A 19,357-nucleotide genomic window follows, 5' to 3' on the forward strand; every position below is an offset into this window, starting at 1 on the left:
GAGCGACAGGGTGTTCGTCACCGATCTACGCATTGTCGCCGCACTTGGATTCGCGGTGACCCGCCCCGTCGTGCGTCCCGCCTCGGCGATGACACGAAAGAACAGCCGAGTGGTTGCATTATGGCATCGAATAGTCACCCTCTGTCCATGAATCCGGTAACCCCGGGTTCCGGCACCGTTACTCGGAGCGTTAGTCTCAGCACTGCGGTGGTCGATCACGGCCAACCGCACGCCGCCCCAGACCCCGGCAGCCTCACGAACACGTCCAGAAGCACGGCTGCGATCAGGGGGTCAGGTGTCGAGCAGGCTCGTCGCGTCACCCACGCCTCCCGAACTCCGAGCGGCACCACCCACCACCGATACACCGGGCATCGAGACTTCGAGCACCCGAACCCCGAGCACGGAAGCGTCGCGCTACCGCGCTCCACCCCCGGTGATCGTGCCCGTGTACGTGCTGGCGTAGCTGTCGCCAGTCGGAACGAACGTCGGTCCGGACGACCAGGGGCTTCGCGGTCACAGGAGGGGGGTGACCGCGGACCCGATGGCGGAAGGCGCCGACGCTCGCCCGGCCTGGCGGCACAACGGGGGACGTCCACCCGCTGGTGCGGGAGAGCGGATTTCGGAGGCGGATCCGCTTCTCCCGTTACGAAGGTCAGGGACGTTCACGCCAGCACGCACGGGTGCCTGGCGCCGACGTCGGGGTCACCCGACAAGGCGTCGTGGATCTCCTCGGGCCGGGCGGCCCCGCTCCACCCGGCCCGAGGAGGTCGACAGCCGTGCCTCCGGCCCGCGCGGACGGGCCGGAGGCGCGGCCCCAACGGTTCGAACACATGCGGGTATGTGGAGGCGGTGCAGTGACGGCCCTACACCAGAACGCGGCGGACCGGACAGCGGACCTGTGGGCCCAGGACGCCGAGGCGTTCACGGCTCGACTGCGTACGTGGATGACCGAGGCGCCGGGACATGACCGGGTGTCGGGCGGGAGCACCCACCTGGACCGGGTACCCGTCCTCAGCGCGCCCGAGGCCCTCGTCGTGGCGCGCCTGCTCCAGCGTCTCGCCCGCCGCTGCGACCAGGATCCGGTCACCGACCTCGCCAACGCGATGGCCGAGCGGCTCTGCGACCGGCTCGGAGTCTGACCCCCCGCCGTCGCACCACCGCGTCCTCACACCACCGCGCCGAACAGCAGTGCGTCCGCACCCCAACACGCACTGGCACCAGCGCGTCCGCACCCCCTCACCGCCCTGCGCGCGTGCGCGCAATCGCTGCGCCGGGCGGGCTGTGGGCCCTGGTTCGAAGGCCGCTACGGTAGGCCGAGCAAGGCTCCGGCCCGGAGGGGGAAGTGGTGTCCGAACCCAAGCCGATCGAGACCTGGCTCGCCGACATGGATGGCGTGCTGGTCCATGAAGGGCACCCGGTGCCCGGCGCGCCGGAGTTCCTCAGCCGGCTGCGCGAGTCCGGCAAGGGGTTCCTGGTCCTGACCAACAACTCGATCTACACCCCGCGGGACCTGCACGCCCGGCTGTTCTCGGCCGGGCTGGACGTCGGTGAGGGGTCGATCTGGACCTCCGCCCTCGCGACGGCACAGTTCCTCAGTGACCAGGCGCCGGGCGGCAGCGCCTTCGTCATCGGCGAGTCCGGGCTGACCACCGCGCTCCACAACATCGGTTACGTCCTCACCGACAAGAATCCCGACTACGTGGTGCTCGGCGAGACCCGCACCTACAGCTTCTCCGCCATCACGACCGCGATCCGGCTGGTGGATCGCGGTGCGCGCTTCATCGCGACCAACCCCGACACGGTCGGGCCCTCGCCGGAGGGTCCGCTTCCCGCCTGCGGCGCGGTGGCGGCGCTGATCACCAAGGCGACCGGCGTGGAGCCCTACTTCGTCGGCAAGCCGAACCCGCTGATGATGCGAAGCGCCCTCAACCAACTCGAGGCGCACTCCGAGACGACCGCGATGATCGGCGACCGGATGGACACCGACGTGATCTCCGGCATCGAGGCGGGTCTGCGGACCGTCCTCGTGCTGTCCGGGGTCACCCGGCGCGTGGACATCGAGCGCTTTCCGTACCGGCCGTCCTGGGTGGTCGACTCCGTGGCCGACTTGGTGGACCAGATCTAGGACGTCCGGCCTGGCGGCCGGGTCAGCCGGCGTGCTGGTCGAACTGGTACCGGCGTACCCATGCGTGCATCGCGACGGCCGCGGCCGCGCCGGCGTTGATGGACCGCGTCGAGCCGTACTGCGCGATGGACAGGACGTCGGTGCAGGCCTTCCATGCCTCCCGGGACAAGCCGGGGCCTTCCTGCCCGAACACCAGCACACACGCGCGGGGTAGGTCGTAGGTCTCCAACGGAACCGACCCGGGCAGGTTGTCCACACCGAGCAGTGGCAGGCCCTGCTCCCCCGCCCAGGCGGCCAGCGCCTCGACGTCCGGGTGATGTCGGACATGCTGGTACCGATCGGTCACCATCGCACCGCGACGGTTCCAGCGGCGCCGGCCCACCACGTGCACCTCCCGGGCGAGGAAGGCGTTCGCCGTCCGCACGACCGAGCCGATGTTGAAGTCGTGCTGCCAGTTCTCGATCGCCACGTGGAAGTCGTGGCGTTCTTCGTCGAGGTCGGCGACGACGGCCTCCCGGCGCCAGTACCGGTAGCGGTCGACGACGTTGCGCCGGTCGCCGTTACGCAGCAGGTCCGGGTCGTAACGCGGGTCGTCCGGCCAGGGGCCTGGCCAGGGCCCGACGCCGACCTCGAGATCGTCTTCCGGTGCGGTCACCGGACCATCTTCGACGGCCGCGACCACGGCAGTTGCGACGGGGCCCGGATGCGGGGAGTGAGGACTTGTCGCCGGAGGCCGCACGGCCCGGGAGTTCTCCTCGTCGCGCGGATAGGCTCACCGCGTGCCACCCACGACGACGCTCGCGCTGCTCCCTGACTGGCTCGACGCGCAGAAGATCCTCGACACTCTCGGGCCGTACGCGCTGGTCGGAGTACTCATCATCATTTTCGCCGAGTGCGGGCTGCTGATCGGGTTCTTCCTCCCCGGAGACTCCCTGCTGTTCACGGCAGGACTCCTGGTAGCGAACGGCGCCATCAAGGCCCCGCTCTGGCTGGTCTGCCTCCTGGTGGCCATCGCCGCCTGCGTCGGCAACGTCGTCGGCTACGGCATCGGATACCGGGTTGGTCCCGCCGTCTTCGGCAAGGGCGACTCCCGGCTGTTCAAGCGGGAGTACGTCGAGAAGACCCATGCCTTCTTCACCCGCTACGGCGCCCGCGCGATCGTCTTGGCCCGCTTCGTCCCGATCGTCCGGACCTTCATCACCGTGACCGCCGGGGTCGGGCGGATGGATTTCCGCCGCTTCATCACCTACACGACGATCGGCGGTGTGATCTGGGGCGCCGGGGTCACCGCACTCGGCTACTTCCTGGGCCAGGTCAGCGTGATCCGGTCGAACATCGAGCTGATGCTCGTCGTGGTCGTCCTGATCTCCGTCGTCCCGATCGGGCTGGAGTTCCTGCGGGTCCGCGCGATGGAACGCCGGCGCGGTCGGCACGCCGTCGGGACGCCCGAGAGCCCACCGCCGGTTGACCACCGGCCCTGACCGCCGGCCAGGCGGCAGGCGGGGACGGACGCCGGATCAGCTCTCCGGCCCCCGGCGCTGCTCCTCACCCGGCTGTGGCTGTGGCTGCGGCTGCGGGGCCGGCGGCGACACCCGCTGCTGACCCGCTCCCAGCTGCGGCGCCGGCGAGCCGTTGTGACCTCCGACGCTCCCGGGCTGACCGGCCGTCGGGCCACTCAGCCCGCTGAAGTCGACCGCGGGCGCCGCGCGCACCTCCGCCTCCTCGACCTCGAAGTACTCCGCCTTGGCGAAGCGGAAGCGCGACGCGATCAGGTTGGACGGGAACGCCTCCACACGGGTGTTGTAGGCGCGCACGTTGGCGTTGTAGAACCGCCGCCCGGCGGCGATCCGGTCCTCGGTCTCGGCCAACTGCTGCTGCAGGCCGAGGAAGTTCTGGTTCGACTTGAGCGCGGGGTAGTTTTCGACCACCGCGAAGAGCTGCCGCAGAGCACCGCTGAGCGCGGACTCCTGCTGGGCGCGGCCCGCGAGGTCGCCGTCACGCTCGGACGCCAACTGGCGCAGCCGGGTCACCTCCGCGAAGACCGCGCGCTCGTGGGTCGCGTAGGCCCGAACGGTGCTGACGAGGTTGGGGATGAGGTCGTAGCGCCGGTGGAGTTCGACATCGACCTGCCGCCAGGACTCCTGGACCAGGTTGCGTTGGCTGATGAACCGGTTGTACGACACCACCACACCGATCGCGAACAACACGACCACAGCGACGACGACGATAATCCAGATCACGCGGACCCCTGCTCTCGACGGGCTGGCATCTCCGGATAGTAGTGCCTCATTCGCGTGTCGAGGCCGAACCGTAGTCCTTCCAGACAAACGACGGCACAAGGTCGACGACGTCGGCCAGGACGTCGAGCCTGGGCACGATCGCGTCGGGCTCGGCCTTGCCCTCCTCCCAGCACAGGAGGGCGTCACCCGCGATCCGCCAGCTCATCCCGTTCCGGCCACGGGCGAGCAGCAGCTCCATCATCCGCGGGTGCAGCATCGCGGTGGCGTAGCGGCGGTCCGGCGTACCCACTCGGAACGTGCGGTTGAACTCCTCGCTCTCGAGCTGCAGGTCGCCGAACCCGAAGGCGGCGGCCACCCGCCCGCCGAAGATGCCCTCCTTGCGGACCTCCAGCTCGGGCAGCCGCGACGGGAGCGTCACCACCCAGATGGCGTACCGGTGGGTGGTGGTCGTACGGTCCTTGCCGTTGTCGGACTCCGTTTGGTACTCGTAGTCGTAGGCGGCGATCTCCCGGCCGCGGTACTTCCCGACCAGGATGTTGGTCGCCCTGCGCTTCCTGCCCTGACCGAAGGGGTGGCTGTTCCAGTTGCGGACGTAGCGGTCGTCCTCCTCGATCCACTGCCACCCCTGCGCGGCCGCGAGCGCCTGGAACGCGGCCATGCGCCGCTGGCGGGCGCGCCGGTTGAGGTACCAGACGGCGCCTACGACGGCGAGGAAGAGTAGGAAGACGATCCAGGGTTCCATCGTGAACGCTCCCCCGTCGACGCGTGCGAAGTGGACCCCCTTGGGGATCCGGGCATGCCGGCGTCAGAGTCCACGAGCCGCGGGACCTGCCGGCCGCCGGACACGCCTGGTCTTTCCTTTACTAGCTCAGGCCGAGATCGTCCAGACCGTAGACGAAGCGATAGGGGACGCCGGCCGCCTCGACCTTGTCCTTGGCGCCGGTGCTTCGGTCGGCCAGAACGGCGACCGCGACCACCTCGGCGCCGGCCTCACGCAGGGCCTCCACCGCCGTGAGCACCGAGGCGCCGGTGGTCGAGGTGTCCTCCACCGCGAGCACCCGCCGACCGGCCACGTCGGGACCCTCGATCCGCCGCTGCAGGCCGTGTTGCTTCTCGGACTTGCGGACCACGAAGGCGTCCAGGCGGCGTCCCTGGCCCGCCGCCGCGTGCAGCATGGAGGTGGCCAGCGGGTCGGCGCCCAGGGTCAGCCCACCGACCGCGTCATAGTCGAGGTCCTTGGTGAGCTCGAGCATCTGCCGGCCCACCAGGGGCGCGGCGGCGCCGTCCAGGGTGATCCTGCGCAGGTCGATGTAGTAGTCGGCGGTCCGCCCCGAGGACAGGGTGACGGTCTCGTGGACGATCGCCTTGGACTTGATCTGGTCGAGTAGTTCGGAACGCTCGCTGGACACGGCGGCAGCTTAGGCCATGCCCGGACACCCGGACCGGCTCGGCGTCCGCGCCGCCGGCCTCGCGCGCAGCAGGCGGGTGGTGTGCTCAGCGAGCGGCCTGGCCGGCACAGGCGTTCGTACTGCGGACGACGGGGAACGGCCCTCCGGGCGACAACTGGTAGGGCACACCCTCGATGACCGGATGGACCATCTCCCAGGTCCGCGCGTTGCCATCGCCGTTCTGGTCGAAGAGCTGCTCGTAGTGGAGGTGGGCCGCCTGGGTGCCGACCGAACCGACCCGGCCGATCTCCTGGCCCTGGACCACTTCCTGGCCGGGTTCGACGCTGATGTGGTCCATGTGCAGGGACAGCGTGTACCAGCGGCCGCCGTGGTCGATCTTGACCCCGCCCGGGTTGACCAGCTGACGGATCCGGCCCGGCGCGGTGGCCCGGACGACCGAGCCCCTGGTGGTGCCCCCGATCCGGAACATGTCCACCTTCATGTCGTCAGGATCGTGACCGCGGTAGGTGCTCAGCCGCCAGCGCTCGCCACAGGCGAAGGGCATGGTGAACTTCGGACGCGGGCCGGGCTCGTCGACGCCGAGACCACCGACGGACCCGAGATTCGGCAGTCCGCCGGTCCACCGGCTGGCCGCCCAGCCGAGCGCGACGACGACCACGAGCGCCACGATGCCGACGAGACCGGCCCGGCGGGTGGTTCGGGCGGGCTGGTCGTGTTCGTCCACGTACGCTCCCCGTGGTGGTGGTGTCGCGGATCCAACGAGCGACGCCCGTGGGGAGTGCCGGAGCGACCGTTCCTCAGCTCTCGCGCTCGCGCATCCCGATGGTGCGGGCCACGGAGCGGACCAGCGGGCGCGGCAGGTGCTTCGCTCCGGCCGCCAGTACGCGGTAGCGCAGCGTCGGCACCAGCACCGGGTCGTTGCGCCCGGAGTCCAGGTGCCGCAAGGTGGCGTTGACAACCTCGTCGATGGTGAGCCACATGAAGCCGGGCAGACCCTTCACCGTCAGGCCGGCTCGCTGGTGGAACTCCGTGCGGACGTAGCCCGGGCACACCGCGAACACCCGGACGCCCGTCCCGTGCAGTTCGCCCGCGAGTCCCTCGGTGAAGCTGGTCACGTAGGCCTTGGCCGCGCCGTAGGTGCCGGACGGCGCGTACCCGGCGAGGCTGGAGATGTTGATGATCGCGCCGGTCCGGCGCCCGACCATGCTCACCGCCGCGGCCTTGCTGAGCCGCATCACCGCGCCGACCAGGACGTCGATCAGGTGCTGCTCGTCCTCCGGTGTGCTGGTGAGGAAGCCGCGCGACGGCCCGTAGCCGGCGTTGTTGATCACCAGGTCGATGGGCGGCGTCCCGCCGGTGATGCGCTTCTCGACCGCGCGCAGGGCGGCCTCGTCCGCCAGGTCGCCGGCCAGCGTCTCGCAACTCACGGCGTACTGGGTGGACAGCTCCTCGGCCACCGCGCTGAGGCGGGTGAGGTCACGGGAGGCCAGGACGAGGTCGAAGCCGCGCTTGGCGAACGCCTCGGCATAGGCCCGGCCGAGTCCTGCGGTGGGTCCGGTGATCAGTGCGGTGGGCATGTCAGCTGTCCTGTGTTCGGTGGAAGCGCGTCACGCCCGGGAGCGCCTGGAGGTCTCGAACCACGGTCGCGAGGCCGGCAGCCACAGCATGACGGCGGCGACGATGCCGACCAGGATCAGGGCGATCCCGACGATCGACAGGCCACGCAGGTTGAACCAGATGTTGGCGACCGCGAGGATCGAGGCCATGATCCGGGCCCAGCCCTTGCCCTTGCCGTTCATGATCGCCATCAGGATCCAGAGGGCGACCATGATCACCCCGAGCGCGATGATGAAGATCATCGTGCTGTTGGCGAGCGAGGCGACCCGCTCCGACGTCACCGGCTGCTTCTGCGCCCGCAGAGCGTCGCGGGCGTTCTGCTGCAACTGGTCGCGGGAGCCGAAGACGGCGATGACCGAGACGGCCGACAGGGCAGCGCCGGCGTACATGAGGTACATCGCGATCTGGATCAGGCGGGGGCGCGCCGTGGGCGCGGCCGGGGCGTCGCCCTCACCGGAGGGCCACGACGGCATCGGGCCCATGGGTGGCGGCGTGGACGACTCGGATCCACCCCGCGACGGCCGCTCCGGCCGTTCCGGTCGCTCACCGGGTGAGTTCGTATCGCTCATCATGACCTCCTGGGCGCTTGGCCCGGCCTTGTCGTCCGCCGTCTGACTGTCTTGTCGTCGCCCTCTACATCTTCGCGGGTGCGCCGAGAGGTCTCACCGCCACCTTGCCATCTCCGCTCGCGCGACGGTGCGGCCAACCCCGGACGCGCCGAAGCGGGCAGTAGCATCGTCGTGGCCGCCCGCGGTCGCGACGTCAGCAAGTCCCGCCCGGAGGCAGCAGTAAGGTCAGTCAGCGTGACGCATCCACGCATGGCCGCCAGGCTGCAGGGCCTCGGGACGACGATCTTCGCAGAGATGTCGGCCCTCGCGCTGCGAACCTCGTCGATCAACCTCGGTCAGGGCTTCCCGGACACCGACGGTCCCGCCCCGATGCTCGAGGCGGCCGTCGACGCCATCCGCTCCGGTGAGCACAACCAGTACCCGCCGGGCATCGGCATCGCTCCGCTGCGTCACGCGGTCTCGGAGCACCAGCGTCGCTTCTACGGTCTGGACTTCGACCCCGACACCGAGGTGCTCGTCACCGCCGGCGCCACCGAGGCCATCGCCGCGGCGCTGCTCGCCCTGGTCGAGCCGGGCGACGAGGTGATCGCCCTGGAGCCCTACTACGACTCCTACGTCGCCTGCATCGCCATGGCCGGCGGGGTCCGGGTGCCCATCACGTTGCAGGCCCCCGACTTCCGGCTCGACCTCGACGCGCTCCGTGCGGCGGTCACACCTCGCACGAAGCTGCTGCTCATCAACACCCCGCACAACCCCACCGGCACGGTGCTGACGCCGGAGGAACTCCGCGCGATCGCCGAGCTCGCCTGCGAACGCGACCTGCTCGTGGTGACCGACGAGGTCTATGAGCACCTGATCTACGACGACGCCCCGCACATCCCGCTCGCGACGTTCCCCGGCATGCGCGAACGTACGGTCACCATCTCCGGTGCTGGCAAGACCTTCGCCGTCACCGGCTGGAAGATCGGCTGGGTCTGCTCCACGCCGGAGTTGGTCACCGCCGTACGCACCGCGAAGCAGTTCCTGACCTACGTCTCCGGTGGGCCGTTCCAGCCGGCCGTCGCCCAGGCGCTGCGCTTCGAGGACACCTACTACGACGAGCTGCGTACCTCGATGCAGCGCAAGCGTGACCTGCTCAGCTCCGGGCTGGCCTCGCTCGGCCTGAAGGTGTTCGTCCCGGGCGGCACGTACTTCGTCACCACCGACGTCCGGCCGCTCGGCTACGACGACGGCGTGGAGTTCTGCCGGATGCTGCCCGAGCGCTGTGGCGTGGTCGCGATCCCGCACGAGGTCTTCTACGACGACAAAGCCGCCGGCCGGCCCCTTGTCCGCTGGGCGTTCTGCAAGCGCGACGACGTCCTCACCGCGGCGGTCGACCGGCTCCGCAACGGCCTGAAGTGACGGCGTCCTGACCCGACTTTGACTCAGCCGCCGGCGTAGAGGCGGGTCACCTCGGCAGCGCTGCGGACCATCAGCTCGCGGAGTTCGCTGGGTTGGAGCACCTCGAGGTCCGGGCCGAACCGGAAGAACTCCATCCGCGCGTGCGTGGGCGACTCGATCGGCAGCGTGACCTGGACCCAGCCCTGCTCGTCGGGCGGTCCGGCCGTCTCCCGGACCGCGCGAGCCGCGAACGGGCCGAGGTAGTAGGGCACCAGGTCGCGCGCGAGCGGTGAGAGCCGGACGAGCGCCTCGGAGTGGTAGAGACGCGCGCGGTACTGCTCCGACCAGGTATCCCAGTAGGCCGCGAGGTCGAAGTCCTGGTCGCGTTCGAAGCGACTCTCGAGGGTGGCCACGGCCCGCATCCGGGAGACGCGGTAGCTGCGGAAGTGGCCGTCCGCCCGGGCGGCGACGTACCACACGCCCGTCTTGAGGATCAGCCCGTACGGCTCCAGAAGGCGCGTCGCCTCGGGTTTGCCCCAGGCCTGGTAGCGGACCTCGACCCGCTGCTGGTTCCACACGGCGTCGGCGACCGTCGCCAGGTGGTCGGGCCGTTCGACCTCGCGGAACCAGCCGGGCGCGTCCAGGTGGAAGCGTTCGCGGATCCGGCCGGCCCGGGAGCGGAGCTCCGGCGGGAGTGCGGCCATCAGCTTGAGCTGCGCGGCGGCCAGGACGGATCCGAGCCCGAGTTCGGCCGCCGCGGGACCCGGGATCCCGGCGAGGAACAGCGACTCCGCCTCGTCTCCGGTCAGCCCGGTGAGCCGGGTCCGGTAGCCGTCCAGTAACTGGTAGCCACCGGCCGGGCCGCGGTCGGCGTAGACCGGGACACCCGCGACCGACAGCGACTCGACGTCGCGGTAGACGGTGCGGACGGAGACCTCGAGTTCCTCCGCGAGTTCGGGCGCGGTCATCCGGCCGCGGGTCTGCAGCAGGAGCAGCAGCGAGAGCAGCCGGCTCGCGCGCATCGTCGGCTCTCCTCTCCGTCGGCCCGCCCGCGGGATCCCGTCCTTCCGGAAGCCCCGCGGAATCCCGTCCTTCCCGAAGCATTGTCGCCGATACCTGACAGGGACTGACAGGTACGTCGACGAGAGTGGGTCACGGCAAGCCGAAGTACGACCACGAACGGAGAACACCGCGTGAGCACGAACGCGACCAACCCGACGAACTCCAACGACGAGGCCTCGACCGACCAGGCCACCGCGGGCGGGATCTTCACCACCCTGAGCTGGGAGGAGCCCCAGCCCGGCGAGGACGACAAGGGCCCGCGGGTGGCCCACGCCCACACCACCACCCGCTTCGAGGGCGTGATCGCCGGGACCAGCGACGCGCACTACGTGCTCTTCTACGGCGGCGGCACGGAGGGCTGGGGTGACGGGCACTACCACGGGTACGAACAGGTCACCGGGACCGTCGACGGTCGCTCGGGCACCTTCGTCCTCGCGCACGACGGCGGCTTCTCCGGGACCACCGTCAAGGCAACCTGGACAGTCGTGCCCGGCTCCGCTACTGATGGACTCACCGGCCTGCGCGGGCACGGCGGCTTCACCGCCGGTCAGAGCGAAGGCGGCACGCCGTACACGTTCGTCCACGAGTTCGACGGCCAGTAGACCGACCGCCCGACGGGCGCGAAAGGCAGGCAGGCATGAGCGACATCAACGGCGATGGCGCGGTGACCGACGGCGCCGAACTGTACGACGCGAGCCGAGCCCGGATCATCGAGCTCGTCCGCGACGCGGACCCGGCCACACCGGTGCAGGCGTGCCCCGGATGGACGGTCGGGGCCATGGTCGCCCACCTCGCAGGTGGGCTCGGTGACTTTCTGGCCAGGAGGTTCGACCTCGCCGAGGGGGACAACTTCGGCGAGCGGACGGTCCGCGAGCGTCGGGACCAGAGTGTGGCCGACTCCCTCGCCGAATGGGAGAAGCACCGCGCCATGGCCGAGGAGATGCTCGCCTCACCGATGGGTGAGGTGCTGGTCGCCGAGGTCATCTCGCACGAGCAGGACTTCCGTACGGCACTGGACCGGCCGGGAGCCCGCGAGGATCCCGCCGTCCGCGCGGGCCTGCGCCGCCCGCTTCAGGAGATCGACAAGCGGCTGCGCGAGTCCGGCGGACCGGCGATCCGGGTGGTCGTCGACGGGGAGCCGCTGGTCCTCGGCGCCGGCGAACCCACCACCACACTGACCGTCTCCGCGTACGAGCTGCTGCGAACCATCGGCGGCCGGCGGACCAGGGAGCAGGTGCGGGCGCTCGCCTGGGCGGGCGACGGGGGCGAGGCGGCGATGGACGCGCTCGCGGTGTTCGGCAGCTTCCGGCAGGGCACACCGCTCCCCGAGTAATGGCCGCCCGGCGGATGGACAGGGAAGACAGGAGAGTCGCATGGTCCTCGACGTGAACCGCACGCAGGTGCTGGCCTACCGCGCCGCCGCCCAGGGCCTGGACCGGGCGGTCGACGACCCGGCCAAGCTCGGCGTCCTCGACCTCGGCGTCCAGAACAGCGCCGCGGACACGGCCCGGCTCGCGCTGGCCGCGCGGCTCCCTGAACTCCCCGACGGCGAGGGCGACCCCTTCGCCGACGACGGGGACTTCACCGTGCTGTGGTCCTTCCGCGGCGCGCCCCACCTGCACCGACGAGCCGATCTGGCCGGGCTGGCCCGCGCCCTCTGGCCCCGCGGCGACGGGGACGCCTCCTCCCGGCTGGCCGCCGAGCGTAAGCCTCTGGCGGCCGCCGGGATCGCGCCGCTCGAAGCGTTCCAGGCGGCCGCCAAGGCGCTCCGCGCCGTCGTGACCAGGCCGACACCCAAGGGCGAGGTCAGCGCGGAGATCACCAGGCGGCTGCCGGACGCGTACTCCTACGACTGCCGTAGTTGCAAGGCCCGGCACATCTACGGCGGACTGTTCCAGCTGGTGGGTCTCCCCGCCGGTGTCCGCCACGAGTTCGACACGTCACCGCCCATCCTGGTGCCGCTCGAAGGTCGGCCCGGCATCCCGAAGTCGGGGGCCGGTACGTCCGAGGTCGTCCGTACCTATCTGCGGCTACACGGACCCGCGACCGCTTCCGACGTGGCCGGCTACCTGGGTACGACCCGGACCGAGGTCACGCCGAACTGGCCGGACGGGCTGACGGAGGTACGCGTGGACGGCCACCGGTGTTTCCTCCCGGAGGAGGACCTGGCCGCACTGCGAGATGTCGAGCAGCCCGACTACGCCCGACTGCTGCCGCCCCTCGACCCGTACCTGCAGTCCCGGGACCGTGACGTGCTGGTGCCCGATCCCGCCCGCCAGAAGGAGATCTGGAAGATCCTCGGCAACCCTGGAGTGGTGTTCCTGCGGGGCGAGATCGCGGGGACCTGGCGGGCACGTGCGAGTGGCAAGAAGCGGTTGACAGTGACGGTGCACGGCTTCGGGAAGCTCGCCAAGGCCGCCCGGGCAAGGATCGAGGAGGAGGCCGAACGGGTGGCGACGGCCCGCCGGATCGCCGACGCGTCGGTGGTCTTCGCGCAGGACTGACACGGGCGGCCACTCCTCCGCGCCTCGCCCCTACCGTGAGATGCCGTCACTCCCCCGTGGCGCCGTCGGCGAGCTCACGGGCGACGTCGAGGTGGCCGGCGTGCCGGGCGTACTCCTGCAGAACGTGGAACAGGATCCAGCCCAGCGTCGGCGCTTCGCCGCCCTCGCCGAAGCGTCCTCCGAGCGCGGCGACGTCGGCCAGGTTGGCCCCGGCGGCGATCTTCCGGGACCGCGCGGCCTGCTCGCGGAACGCCGTGCGGAGGTCGTCGACCGATTCCTCGGGCTCGACCCGCCAGCGTCCGTCGGGCCGCCCGTCGGGCCCGTTGTCGGACCACGGATCCGGCACCTGCTCGGCGAGGAACCCCCACTGGAGCCAGCGCCGCTCGACGTTGGTCAGGTGCTTGAGCAGCTCCAGCGGCGTCCATCCGGACGGGAGCCGACTCGTGCGCAGGTCCTGCTCCGACATACCGTCGAGCTTGCGGAGCACCACGTCGCGGTAGTAGTCGAGATAGGCGGCGAGCAACTCGTCCGGGTCGGCGAGGTCTTTGCTGGGTTCGCTGGGCTCGGTCACCGGAACACTGTAGGCGCGGCCGCCGACGACGCCCGCCCCTCCCGGGAGCGTCGTACGCCGGATTCGGTTGTTGACCAGAGCGTGACCGGGACCTAACGTCGCGAGAATGCCCACGAACTTCAGCGCACTGGCCGAGAAGCTCGCCACCGCGGTGGCCGTACCAGTCACGCCCTTTGCCCACGGCTCCGTCGACCTCGACGCGCACGCCGCCCTCCTCCGCCGCATGGTCGACGGCGGCATCACCGTGGTCACGCCGAACGGCAACACCGGGGAGTTCTACACCCTGACTCCGGACGAACGCCAAGCCCTCGTTGACAACACGGTGAAGGCCGTCGGCGCCGACGCCGACGTACTCGCCGGCGTCGGACTCGACCTGCCGGGCGCGACCGAGGCCGCCCGCCAGGCCCGCGACGCCGGCGCCTCGATGGTGATGGTGCACGAACTCGCCCACCCGTTCGTCTCTCCGCAAGGCTGGCTTGGCTACCTGCGGACGATCGCGGACGCGGTTCCCGAACTCGGCGTCGTCCTGTACGTCCGCAGCACGCGGGTGGGTGCGGAGGAGCTTCGCCGGCTCGGCGAACTCTGCCCGAACGTCATCGGGGTCAAGTACGCCGTGCCCGACCCCATGCGTTTCGCGGGCATGGTCCAGGACGCGGGTGCGGAGCGGTTCGTCTGGCTGGCCGGCCTGGCCGAGATGCACGCACCGTCGTTCTGGACCTGGGGCGCGCGCGGCTTCACCTCCGGAATCGCCAACGTGGATCCCACCGTCCCCCTGAACCTGCTGAACGCGCTGCGCGCCGGTGACTCCCCTGCGGTGGCGGCGATCTGGCGAGGAGTCCGCGCGTTCGAAGAACTCCGCGCCGCCGACGGATCCGCCGACAACGTCGCGGTCGTCAAGGAAGCCTTGGCACAACTCAACCTGGGTCAGCGGGACGTACGCCCACCAAGCCGGTTGCTGCCGCAGGCCAAGCGCGAGGAGGTCGCGCGGGCATTGGAGGCACTGCGGTCCTCATAGTCACCGGCCCTCCCGCCGAGCCACGCCAGCCGACGACGATCCGCCACCCTTCTGACCCGAGGGCAAGGCCAACTTGCCCGTCCCGCACGTCCCAGCCCCGGTCAGGACGAGCTAGCCAGCCAGGCCGAGCTTTCCACCCAACAGTCGGGTGAGGAGTTCCAGGACCTCGCCGGGCGTACGAGCCACCGCGTGCGGGCTGTCGACCCGGAGTGACCCACCCCAGCCGGCATGAATGCCGTGCGCACCCGCCGCGTCGGCACATCGCAGGCCGACATCCGCATCTCCGACGTAGACGGAGTCGCTGACGGGAACACCTAGGGACGCGCAGGCAAGGACCAATCCGTCCGGTGCCGGCTTGGGACTGCGGGCCTCGTCGCCACACACCACGACCGTGAAATACCCGACGAGGCCGGAGGCCGCCAGCACGCGATCAGCGGAGTGGCGGGTCGCGCTGGTGAAGACCCCGAGTCGACAGTCCGCCTCGTCGAGACGGTCGAGCATCTCCGCGACGCCAGGGAAGGCGCGTGCCGCTGAGGCCGCAGCGTTCGCGTACCGGCGGAAGCAGTCGAGGTCGGACGGCTCAGCGGGCCGACCGAGGAAGTGCGCGAGGACGACAGGGGTCGGACCGATGTGCCACGTGGCCACGATGTCGTCCGGCGTGACGGCGGGACCGCCGAGCGCACGGATGGTGTCGGCGTACGCCCGCAGCATCGAGTGCATGGTGTCGACGAGAGTGCCGTCGAGATCGAACACCACAGCGATCGGCCTCGCGACCGCGTCCGCATCGCTCGCGGCCGCGTCCGCATCGCTCACGGCCGCACCAGCATCGCTCACCGGTGCGCCCGCAGCGCTCGCGACCGTGCCGGCGGCGCGCCTGGCAGCAGGCTCGCGGTGAATGAGAGCCGCCCTCAGACGAGGTCGACGGTACGTCCCTGCGCCGCCGAGGAGATGATCGCCTCGGCCACCTCGACGATCGCGAGACCTTCCCGCATCCCGACGACCCCACCAGCGTCGCCCGTCACCGGCTTGCCGAGCACGGCGTCCCGGAAGGCCGCGAGTTCGGTGCGCAGCGGTTCGGGCTTGGCGATGGCGTAGCGGATCATGTCGCCTTCGGTCACGCCACGGAAGGACGCCATGGTGTCCCACTCCAGCGGACGGACACCGTTGGCGTGGAACGTCAGGTCGGCGGAGACCGTGTCGGCGACGAACGCTCCGCGCTCGCCGGTGACGACGGTGACGCGTTCCTTCATCGGGGACAGCCAGTTGACGAGGTGGTTGACGACCGTACCGTCGGAGAGTTGGGCGACGACGGCGACGAGGTCCTCGTACTGGCGACCACTCTTGTGCGCGGTCCGCGCGGACACCGAACGGTAGGAACGCTGGGTCACCCAGGCGGTCGAGTCGATGTCGTGGGTGGCGAGGTCCTTGACCACACCGACGTCGGCGATCCGGTTGGGGAACGGTCCCTGGCGGCGAGTGATCACCTGGTGGATCTCACCAAGCTCGCCCTGGGCAAGTCGCGCGCGAAGGTTCTGCAGCGCCGGGTTGTAGCGCTCGATGTGCCCGACACAGCCGACCAGCCCAGCCGCTTCGTAGGCCGCGGCCAGCTTCTCAGCACCGGCGACACTGCTGGCCAGCGGCTTCTCCACCAGCGTGTGGACGCCGGCGTCGGCGAGGACCAGCCCGACCTCCTCGTGGAAGCCGGTGGGTACGGCGACGACGCACATGTCCAGGCCCTCGCCGACGAGCTTCTCGACGTCGGGCAGCAGGTCCAGCCCTCCGGCGACGCCATGGGGGTCACCGCCCGGGTCGGCGACCGCCACGAGTTCGACGCCCTCCAGGGACCGCAGCACCCGCGCGTGGTGTCGGCCCATCATGCCCAGGCCGAGCAGGCCCGCCCGCAGCACGCTCATGCTTCCACCGCCTTCGTCACCGCAGCGACAATGCGTTCGAGATCGTTGTCGGTCAACGCCGGGTGCACCGGCAGCGAGATCGCCTCGCGGCACGCGCGTTCGGTCTCCGGCAGGTCGACCCCACGTCCGGCCCCGTCCGCGAACGACGGGAGCCGGTGGTTGGGGATCGGGTAGTAGACACCGGTACCGATGCCCGCCTCCGACAGCCGCGCCTGCAGGGCGTCGCGGCCGTGCGCCCGGACGGTGTACTGGTGGTAAACGTGCACCGCACCGCCGGCGACCTTCGGGGTGGCGACGCCGGTGAGGTGGGTGTCGAGGTAGCTGGCGTTGGCCTGTCGGCGTTCGGTCCAGGCACCGACCTTGGTCAGCTGGACCCGGCCGATCGCCGCCGCGATGTCGGTCATCCGGGTGTTGAAGCCGACCAGTTCGTTCTCGTACCGGCGTTCCATGCCCTGGTTGCGCAGCAACCTGACCTTGCGGGCGATCTCCTCGTCGGCGCACACGACCAGGCCACCCTCGCCGGTGGTCATGTTCTTGGTCGGGTAGAAGCTGAACGTGCCGATCGTGCCGAGCGCGCCGACCGGTCGGCCGTGCCAGCTCGCGAGGTGCGCCTGGCAGGCGTCCTCGAACAGCGCCAGACCGTGTCGGTCGGCGATCGCCTGGAGAGCCGTCATGTCGGCTGCGTGGCCGTAGAGATGGACCGGCATGATGCCGACCGTCCGCGGGGAGACGGCGGCCTCGACGGCGACCGGGTCCAGGCAGAAGTGGTCGGGTTCGATGTCGGCGAACACCGGAGTCGCACCCGTCAGCGCCACGGAGTTGGCGGTGGCCGCGAAGGTGAAGGACGGGACGATCACCTCGTCGCCCGGCCCGACACCCGCGGCGAGCAGGCCGAGGTGCAGCGCGCTGGTGCCGGAGTTGACCGCCACGCACGGTCGACCCTCGACGAGCGCGGAGAACTCCTCCTCGAACGCCGCGACCTCGGGCCCCTGCACCACCATGCCGCTGGCGAGGACCCGGTCGACCGCCCGGCGTTCCTCGTCACCGATCATCGGCTTCGCGGCCGGAATCGCCCCCGTGCTCATGTCGTCTCGCTTTCGTCCTCGCGCAGGATGCCCGCGCTCTCCACATACCCGGTGCCGGTGCGGGGACATACCCACCGCCCGTCACCCTTGTCCTCGAGGCGTACGCCGGCACGGCCGACCCAGCCGATCCGCCGAGCCGGTACGCCGGCCATCAGCGCGAAGTCGGGAACGTCCTTGACCACCACGGCTCCCGCGGCCACCAGCGCCCATCGCCCCACGGTCACCGGGGCGACGCAGACAGAGCGGGCACCGAGCGAGGCTCCCTCGCGCAGCGTCACGCCGACGGCTTCCCAGTCGTCACCGCGTTTGAGTTGGCCGCTGGGATCGACCGAGCGCGGGTACTGGTCGTTGGTGAGAACGGCGGCGGGGCCCACGAAGACGCCGTCCTCGAGCACCGCCGGCTCGTAGACGAGGGCGTAGTTCTGGATCTTGACGTGCTTGCCGATCTGCACACCGGCACCGACGTAGGCGCCGCGCCCGACAATGCAGCCTTGCCCGAGTACGGCGTTCTCCCGGATCTGCGCCAGGTGCCAGACGGAGGTGTCCGCGCCGATGACGGCACGCTCGTCAACGTCGGCGCTGTCGGCGACGAAGCCTGAGCTCATGGCCATTGAGGGTAACGAACTTGGTCATTGATCGGTGGCGGCGGCCATGACCTTCTGGAACGCCTCCACCGTGTCGTCGATATCCCGCTTCGTCAACGTGGGATGGACGAGAAGCATGAGAGAAGTCTCCCCGAGTTCACCGGCGACCGGTAGCGGCTCGGCTGGTCGACCGCCGCTGTCGAACGCCTTCTCGCGGTAGATCTCCGCGCACGCGCCCTGGAAGCAGGGCACGCCTTCGGCCTCGACCGCGCCCATGATGGCGTCGCGGTCCCAGCCGGGTGCGAGTTCGTCCGGCCGGACGAAGGCGTAGTACTTGTAGTAGGCGTGTACGACGTCGTCCGGCGGCACGGTGAGCCGGAGTCCGGGCACGTCGGCCAGGCCCGCGTCGAGCGTGGCCGCGTGGGCGCGCCGGCGTTCGGACCACTCGGGCAGCTTCGCCAGCGCCCGCCGCCCCTGCGCCGCCTGCACCTCGCTGATCCGGGCGTTGGTGCCGAAGGACTCGTGCAGCCAGCGGAAGCCCGGCGGGTGTTCCTTCTCGTAGACGGCGCGGTAGCTCTTGCCGTGGTCCTTGTACTCCCAGACCGCGCGCCAGACCTCCTGGTCGTTCGTCGTCACCGCGCCGCCCTCACCGGCGGTGGTGAGAATCTTGTCCTGGCAGAAGGACCAGGCGGCGACGTGTCCGAGCGACCCGACGGTCCGGTCGGCGAGCTTCGCGCCGTGCGCCTGGGCGCAGTCCTCGACGATCTTCAGGCCGTGGGTGCCGGCGAGCGCCATCAGCTCCTGCATCGGCGCCGGCCAGCCGGCCAGATGGACAGGGATCACCGCCCGGGTCCGAGGTGTGAGGACGGCCTCCACGGTCGCCGCGGTGAGGGTCTGGGTCACCGGGTCGATGTCGGCGACGACGGGGCTGGCGCCGACCGCCACCACCGCGCTCGCGGTGGCGACGAACGTCCGGGCGGGTACGACGACCTCGTCCCCGGGGCCGACTCCCACGGCGCGCAGGGCGAGTTCCAGCGCCACTGTGCCGTTGGACAGCGCGACGGCGTACTCCGTGCCTACCGCGGCGGCGAACTCGCGTTCGAACGCACGCCCCTCACCGCCGGTCCAGTAGTTGACTCGGCCGGATCGCAGCACCTCCACGACCGCGGCGATCTCGTCCTCGGCGAAGTAGGGCCAGGGCGGGAAGGCGGCCGTACGCACGGGTGCACCACCGGACACGGCGAGCGTGGCGGCGCGCGTGGAACCGGGGACGGACATGGGCT

Annotated in this window: 22 protein-coding genes; 8 read left to right on the top strand and 14 right to left on the bottom strand. The window is 70.6% G+C overall.

The window, feature by feature from the left end:
• The first annotated feature begins 854 nt into the window (after window positions 1–854).
• Both HEB94_RS46355 and HEB94_RS46360 read left to right on the top strand, forming a co-directional pair.
• Complete coding sequence (locus HEB94_RS46355) at window positions 855–1,139, top strand: hypothetical protein (RefSeq protein WP_192755731.1); 285 nt, start codon at window positions 855–857, stop codon at window positions 1,137–1,139.
• Window positions 1,140–1,345: 206 nt separating this feature from the next.
• Window positions 1,346–2,125: an HAD-IIA family hydrolase gene (locus tag HEB94_RS46360; protein ID WP_337918448.1), complete on the top strand. Its 780-nt coding sequence runs from the start codon at window positions 1,346–1,348 to the stop codon at window positions 2,123–2,125.
• Window positions 2,126–2,147: 22 nt separating this feature from the next.
• On the opposite strand, the gene HEB94_RS46365 is transcribed toward HEB94_RS46360, so the two are convergent.
• Window positions 2,148–2,780, bottom strand: coding sequence for a TrmH family RNA methyltransferase (locus tag HEB94_RS46365; RefSeq protein WP_337918449.1), 633 nt, complete (start codon window positions 2,778–2,780; stop codon window positions 2,148–2,150).
• A gap of 124 nt (window positions 2,781–2,904) precedes the next feature.
• Here HEB94_RS46365 and HEB94_RS46370 point away from each other — a divergent pair, with 124 nt between their 5' ends.
• Window positions 2,905–3,606, top strand: a complete 702-nt coding sequence (locus tag HEB94_RS46370) for a VTT domain-containing protein (RefSeq protein WP_192755733.1) — start codon at window positions 2,905–2,907, stop codon at window positions 3,604–3,606.
• A 36-nt stretch (window positions 3,607–3,642) separates the two neighbouring features.
• Here HEB94_RS46370 and HEB94_RS46375 read toward each other — a convergent pair whose 3' ends face one another.
• The 6 genes from HEB94_RS46375 to HEB94_RS46400 all read right to left on the bottom strand — a co-directional run bounded on the left by HEB94_RS46375 (window position 3,643) and on the right by HEB94_RS46400 (window position 7,864).
• On the bottom strand, window positions 3,643–4,365 hold the full coding sequence (locus HEB94_RS46375; protein WP_192755734.1) for a LemA family protein: 723 nt from the start codon (window positions 4,363–4,365) through the stop codon (window positions 3,643–3,645).
• 46 nt (window positions 4,366–4,411) lie between these two features.
• Window positions 4,412–5,107 carry a hypothetical protein gene (locus HEB94_RS46380; protein ID WP_192755735.1) on the bottom strand — a complete coding sequence of 232 codons (696 nt, stop codon included), beginning with the start codon at window positions 5,105–5,107 and terminating at the stop codon, window positions 4,412–4,414.
• Between the two features lie 121 nt (window positions 5,108–5,228).
• A complete protein-coding gene (gene pyrE / locus HEB94_RS46385) occupies window positions 5,229–5,774 on the bottom strand; it encodes an orotate phosphoribosyltransferase (RefSeq protein ID WP_192755736.1) in 546 nt (181 codons plus the stop codon).
• Between the two features lie 85 nt (window positions 5,775–5,859).
• Window positions 5,860–6,498 carry a peptidoglycan DD-metalloendopeptidase family protein gene (locus HEB94_RS54040; protein WP_192755737.1) on the bottom strand — a complete coding sequence of 213 codons (639 nt, stop codon included), beginning with the start codon at window positions 6,496–6,498 and terminating at the stop codon, window positions 5,860–5,862.
• 73 nt (window positions 6,499–6,571) lie between these two features.
• A complete protein-coding gene (locus tag HEB94_RS46395) occupies window positions 6,572–7,351 on the bottom strand; it encodes an SDR family NAD(P)-dependent oxidoreductase (RefSeq protein ID WP_192755738.1) in 780 nt (259 codons plus the stop codon).
• A 30-nt stretch (window positions 7,352–7,381) separates the two neighbouring features.
• Window positions 7,382–7,864, bottom strand: coding sequence for a hypothetical protein (locus HEB94_RS46400; protein ID WP_192755739.1), 483 nt, complete (start codon window positions 7,862–7,864; stop codon window positions 7,382–7,384).
• Between the two features lie 330 nt (window positions 7,865–8,194).
• Here HEB94_RS46400 and HEB94_RS46405 point away from each other — a divergent pair, with 330 nt between their 5' ends.
• Entirely contained in the window at window positions 8,195–9,361 is a 1,167-nt protein-coding gene (locus HEB94_RS46405) for a pyridoxal phosphate-dependent aminotransferase (protein ID WP_425550399.1), read from the top strand.
• A gap of 23 nt (window positions 9,362–9,384) precedes the next feature.
• Here the strand turns inward: HEB94_RS46405 and HEB94_RS46410 are convergent, their stop codons facing one another.
• Entirely contained in the window at window positions 9,385–10,362 is a 978-nt protein-coding gene (locus HEB94_RS46410; protein WP_192755740.1) for a helix-turn-helix transcriptional regulator, read from the bottom strand.
• A 171-nt stretch (window positions 10,363–10,533) separates the two neighbouring features.
• Between HEB94_RS46410 and HEB94_RS46415 the strand changes: the two genes are divergently transcribed.
• From HEB94_RS46415 to HEB94_RS46425, 3 genes are read left to right on the top strand one after another with little or no spacing between them, the layout of a single operon-like run.
• Window positions 10,534–11,004, top strand: coding sequence for a DUF3224 domain-containing protein (locus HEB94_RS46415; protein WP_192755741.1), 471 nt, complete (start codon window positions 10,534–10,536; stop codon window positions 11,002–11,004).
• 35 nt (window positions 11,005–11,039) lie between these two features.
• Window positions 11,040–11,735: a maleylpyruvate isomerase family mycothiol-dependent enzyme gene (locus HEB94_RS46420; RefSeq protein ID WP_192755742.1), complete on the top strand. Its 696-nt coding sequence runs from the start codon at window positions 11,040–11,042 to the stop codon at window positions 11,733–11,735.
• A gap of 40 nt (window positions 11,736–11,775) precedes the next feature.
• Complete coding sequence (locus HEB94_RS46425; RefSeq protein ID WP_192755743.1) at window positions 11,776–12,906, top strand: winged helix DNA-binding domain-containing protein; 1,131 nt, start codon at window positions 11,776–11,778, stop codon at window positions 12,904–12,906.
• 46 nt (window positions 12,907–12,952) lie between these two features.
• Here the strand turns inward: HEB94_RS46425 and HEB94_RS51930 are convergent, their stop codons facing one another.
• On the bottom strand, window positions 12,953–13,477 hold the full coding sequence (locus HEB94_RS51930; RefSeq protein WP_337918451.1) for a DinB family protein: 525 nt from the start codon (window positions 13,475–13,477) through the stop codon (window positions 12,953–12,955).
• A gap of 106 nt (window positions 13,478–13,583) precedes the next feature.
• On the opposite strand from HEB94_RS51930, the gene HEB94_RS46435 reads away from it, so the two are divergent.
• Window positions 13,584–14,492, top strand: a complete 909-nt coding sequence (locus HEB94_RS46435) for a dihydrodipicolinate synthase family protein (RefSeq protein ID WP_192755745.1) — start codon at window positions 13,584–13,586, stop codon at window positions 14,490–14,492.
• A 111-nt stretch (window positions 14,493–14,603) separates the two neighbouring features.
• Here HEB94_RS46435 and HEB94_RS46440 read toward each other — a convergent pair whose 3' ends face one another.
• The 5 genes from HEB94_RS46440 to HEB94_RS46460 all read right to left on the bottom strand — a co-directional run bounded on the left by HEB94_RS46440 (window position 14,604) and on the right by HEB94_RS46460 (window position 19,352).
• The gene (locus HEB94_RS46440; protein WP_337918452.1) at window positions 14,604–15,305 is read right to left on the bottom strand and encodes an HAD family hydrolase; all 702 of its coding nucleotides are present in this window, start codon (window positions 15,303–15,305) and stop codon (window positions 14,604–14,606) included.
• A gap of 95 nt (window positions 15,306–15,400) precedes the next feature.
• Window positions 15,401–16,405 carry a Gfo/Idh/MocA family protein gene (locus HEB94_RS46445; RefSeq protein WP_192755746.1) on the bottom strand — a complete coding sequence of 335 codons (1,005 nt, stop codon included), beginning with the start codon at window positions 16,403–16,405 and terminating at the stop codon, window positions 15,401–15,403.
• On the bottom strand, window positions 16,402–17,490 hold the full coding sequence (locus HEB94_RS46450; protein ID WP_192755747.1) for a DegT/DnrJ/EryC1/StrS family aminotransferase: 1,089 nt from the start codon (window positions 17,488–17,490) through the stop codon (window positions 16,402–16,404). Before HEB94_RS46450 ends, HEB94_RS46445 begins: the two co-directional genes overlap by 4 nt.
• Window positions 17,487–18,095: an acyltransferase gene (locus HEB94_RS46455; protein WP_202896906.1), complete on the bottom strand. Its 609-nt coding sequence runs from the start codon at window positions 18,093–18,095 to the stop codon at window positions 17,487–17,489. The genes HEB94_RS46450 and HEB94_RS46455 overlap by 4 nt, the downstream gene beginning before the upstream one ends.
• Before the next feature lie 24 nt (window positions 18,096–18,119).
• Window positions 18,120–19,352 (bottom strand): DegT/DnrJ/EryC1/StrS family aminotransferase, encoded by a 1,233-nt coding sequence (locus HEB94_RS46460; protein WP_192755749.1) that lies wholly within the window; start codon window positions 19,350–19,352, stop codon window positions 18,120–18,122.
• Between the last annotated feature and the right edge of the window lie 5 nt (window positions 19,353–19,357).

The sequence above is a fragment of the Actinopolymorpha pittospori genome (genome assembly GCF_014873875.1).
GTDB classification, from domain to species: Bacteria; Actinomycetota; Actinomycetes; order Propionibacteriales; family Actinopolymorphaceae; genus Actinopolymorpha; species Actinopolymorpha pittospori.

What these genes read in the sequence shown, in the direction of transcription:
- HEB94_RS46460 (WP_192755749.1), bottom strand. Translation starts at nt 19,352, where the DNA reads ATGTCCGTCCCCGGTTCCACGCGCGCCGCCACGCTCGCCGTGTCCGGT.
- HEB94_RS46380 (WP_192755735.1), bottom strand. Translation starts at nt 5,107, where the DNA reads ATGGAACCCTGGATCGTCTTCCTACTCTTCCTCGCCGTCGTAGGCGCC.
- HEB94_RS46395 (WP_192755738.1), bottom strand. Translation starts at nt 7,351, where the DNA reads ATGCCCACCGCACTGATCACCGGACCCACCGCAGGACTCGGCCGGGCC.
- HEB94_RS46420 (WP_192755742.1), top strand. Translation starts at nt 11,040, where the DNA reads ATGAGCGACATCAACGGCGATGGCGCGGTGACCGACGGCGCCGAACTG.
- HEB94_RS46400 (WP_192755739.1), bottom strand. Translation starts at nt 7,864, where the DNA reads ATGCCGTCGTGGCCCTCCGGTGAGGGCGACGCCCCGGCCGCGCCCACG.
- HEB94_RS46450 (WP_192755747.1), bottom strand. Translation starts at nt 17,490, where the DNA reads ATGAGCACGGGGGCGATTCCGGCCGCGAAGCCGATGATCGGTGACGAG.
- HEB94_RS46435 (WP_192755745.1), top strand. Translation starts at nt 13,584, where the DNA reads ATGCCCACGAACTTCAGCGCACTGGCCGAGAAGCTCGCCACCGCGGTG.
- HEB94_RS46410 (WP_192755740.1), bottom strand. Translation starts at nt 10,362, where the DNA reads ATGCGCGCGAGCCGGCTGCTCTCGCTGCTGCTCCTGCTGCAGACCCGC.
- HEB94_RS46425 (WP_192755743.1), top strand. Translation starts at nt 11,776, where the DNA reads ATGGTCCTCGACGTGAACCGCACGCAGGTGCTGGCCTACCGCGCCGCC.
- HEB94_RS46445 (WP_192755746.1), bottom strand. Translation starts at nt 16,405, where the DNA reads ATGAGCGTGCTGCGGGCGGGCCTGCTCGGCCTGGGCATGATGGGCCGA.
- HEB94_RS46455 (WP_202896906.1), bottom strand. Translation starts at nt 18,095, where the DNA reads ATGAGCTCAGGCTTCGTCGCCGACAGCGCCGACGTTGACGAGCGTGCC.